Source organism: Micromonospora sp. NPDC003776 (genome assembly GCF_053605645.1).
In genome coordinates, this window is record NZ_JBSGJR010000772.1 from 1 (window position 1) to 2,620 (window position 2,620).

The following is a 2,620-nucleotide window of genomic DNA, read 5'->3' on the forward strand; positions in this document are numbered from 1 at the left end:
CGCACCGGCACGGCCCGGTCCGGCCGCGGAGCCGCACGATCCGCCGGGAACGCCCCCCGCGCCGCTGGTGCTGACCCCACGCCCGTCCGGCGGGGGATAGCGTGACAGCGTGAAGGCGATCGCGATCGACGCGTACGGCCCCGCCGACCGGCTCACCCTGCGGGAGCTGCCCACGCCACCGGTCGGGCCGGACACCGTCCTGGTGCGGGTCCGGGCGGCCGGGGTGAACCCGGTCGACTGGAAGGTCCGCGAGGGCCATCTCGCCACCGCCATCCCCAGTCACTTCCCGCTGGTGCCCGGCTGGGACGCGGCGGGTGTGGTCGAGGCGGCCGGGCCGGCGGTGACCGGCTTCGCCGTCGGCGACGAGGTGATCGGCTACGTCCGGCGTGACCACCTCCAGTACGGCACGTACGCCGAGCTGGTGCCCGCCCCGGAGCGCTGCCTCGCCGACAAGCCGGTGCAGGCGTCCTGGGCGGAGGCCGGCGGCCTGCCGCTGGCCGGGCTGACCGCGTACCAGGCACTGCAGCTGGCCCGGACGGGCGCCGGGGACACGGTCCTGGTGCACGGCGCGTCCGGCGGGGTCGGGCACCTGGCGCTGCAGCTGGCCCGGGCGCTCGGCGCCGGCCGGGTGATCGGCACCGCGAGCGAGGCCAACCACGACTTCGTCCGGTCGCTCGGGGCCGAGCCGGTCAGCTACGGCGACGGCCTGCTGGACCGGATCCGGGCGGTCGCGCCCGACGGGGTGGACGTGGCCCTGGACCTGTTCGGCGGTGCCGCGCTGGACGTCTCCGCCGAGCTGCTGACCCGGCCGGCCCGGCTGATCTCCACCGCCGACCCGGAGCACGTCACCCGGCTCGGCGGCAGCTACCTCTTCGTGAAGCCGTCCACCGCCGACCTGAGCGTGCTGGCCGGGCTGGTCGACGCGGGCCGGTTGACCGTGCACGTGGCCCGGACGTTCCCGCTGGCCGAGGCCGCCGAGGCGCAGCGCCTGGTGGCGGCCGGGCACGTCCGGGGCAAGGTGGTCCTGGAGGTCTGACCGGCCGGGCTCAGCGGGTGCGGCGGCGGACCAGCAGCGCGATGCCGGCGAGCCCGCCGGTGATGACCACCATCACCCCGACGTTGAGCAGCAGCAGCCGCTGCAGCTCGCCCATCGCCGAGTCGATGTCCCGCACCGGGTCCAGCGCCTCCTCGGGGATGACCCGCTCGCCGCCGCCGATGCCGCCGCTGATCGTGTCGTACTGCCGCGCCAGCGGCACCCCGGCCGACCGGAGCACCTCGGACATGGTCAGCCGGCCGTAGAACCAGCCGGCGCGGGTCTTGCTCAGGTCGGGCTGCTTGGCGGGGCGGTAGACCCGGGGGCCGCCCTTGGCGAGCGGGTAGAGGTCGTAGGTCTTGGTCGGCGTGCCGGCGTAGAGCAGCACGACCGTGTACTTCGGACCGAGGTCGTCCGCCTTCGGGCCGCGCTGCTGGCCGGTGTCGCCCAGCCACTTCACCTGGTCGACGACGGCGTTCACCTCGGCCGGGCGGGTGTCGGCGCGCAGTTGCAGCGGTTGTTCGAGCTTGTCGCCGGTGATGTCCACACCGGCCGGTGCGAGCTTGGGCTTGGGCGCCGCCTGGGCGGCCACCGGGCCGGCCAGGGCGAACGCGCATGCCGTCGCGATCACCGCACCCGCCACGGCTGCCAGCAGCCGCCTCACCTTCCGGACCATCGCCGCCTCCTCGCCCCGTTCGATGGGTGGCTTCCGCTGCAGGTCACGCTGAGTCGGCCGACGGCGGTGGCCGGGCCCGAACATCGGGTGCCCACCTCAAAGACTCCGCAGAACGTCGCTTGGTTGCAGCTGCTGGAAGAGTTATTGGAACTATCTGCGATCTGCGGCCGACTAACCGAGCGGCCGTTGATCAGCGGCCGGATCGTACCCGGACGGAGGGGCTCATGGGGGGACGGACGGCTCGCGCCGCGCGTGCCTGGTCGGTGGTTCTCGCTGCGGCGTGCGGGGTGTCGATGCTGCTGCCGGCCGCCCCGGCCGCCGCGCACAACTCGTTGACCGGCAGCGACCCGAAGGACGGGTCCCGGGTGGCGACCGCGCCGAAACGCCTCGAGCTGCGCTTCCTGGCCACGCCGGCCCCCGATAGGACGAAGATCACAGTCACCGGCCCGGACCAGGCGGCGGCCTCGTCCGGCCCGCCCACCTTCGCCGGCAACCGGGTGAGCGTGCCGTTCACCCCGGGCCCGGCCGGCGTCTACACGGTCGCGTACCAGGTCGGCTCGGCGGACGGCCACCCGGTCAAGGGCCAGGTCACCTTCACGCTGACCACCGGCGCCCCGGCCGCCGGCCCGGCCTCGCCCACCAGCACCCCGGCCACCTCGGTCGCCCCGACCAGCGCCCCGGCGAGCCCGGTACCGGCCGCCTCGCGCGCCGACGACGGCGGACCGGGCTGGTGGTGGGTGCTCGGAGCGGTGGTCGTGCTCGCCGCGCTGGCGGGCGGGCTGCTGCTGCGGCGCCGTCGGGCCGCCGGCAGCTGAACCACGGCCCCCGGCGGGGCGCGGTCGTTCGGAAACCCAGCGGGCAGACAGGTCCCTGAGACGGACATGTCACTGAGACATAAAGATGTCTCAGTG

General features: G+C 74.9%; 3 protein-coding genes. 2 read left to right on the forward strand and 1 reads right to left on the reverse strand.

Annotated elements, in window-relative coordinates; translation table 11 throughout:
- The first annotated feature begins 109 nt into the window (after positions 1 to 109).
- Complete coding sequence (locus ACWEVO_RS34680) at positions 110 to 1,036, forward strand: NADP-dependent oxidoreductase (protein WP_452311638.1); 927 nt, start codon at positions 110 to 112, stop codon at positions 1,034 to 1,036.
- A 10-nt stretch (positions 1,037 to 1,046) separates the two neighbouring features.
- Here the strand turns inward: ACWEVO_RS34680 and ACWEVO_RS34685 are convergent, their stop codons facing one another.
- Positions 1,047 to 1,709, reverse strand: coding sequence for a hypothetical protein (locus tag ACWEVO_RS34685; RefSeq protein WP_452311639.1), 663 nt, complete (start codon positions 1,707 to 1,709; stop codon positions 1,047 to 1,049).
- A gap of 224 nt (positions 1,710 to 1,933) precedes the next feature.
- Between ACWEVO_RS34685 and ACWEVO_RS34690 the strand changes: the two genes are divergently transcribed.
- Entirely contained in the window at positions 1,934 to 2,524 is a 591-nt protein-coding gene (locus ACWEVO_RS34690) for a copper resistance protein CopC (RefSeq protein ID WP_452311640.1), read from the forward strand.
- Positions 2,525 to 2,620 lie beyond the last annotated feature (96 nt).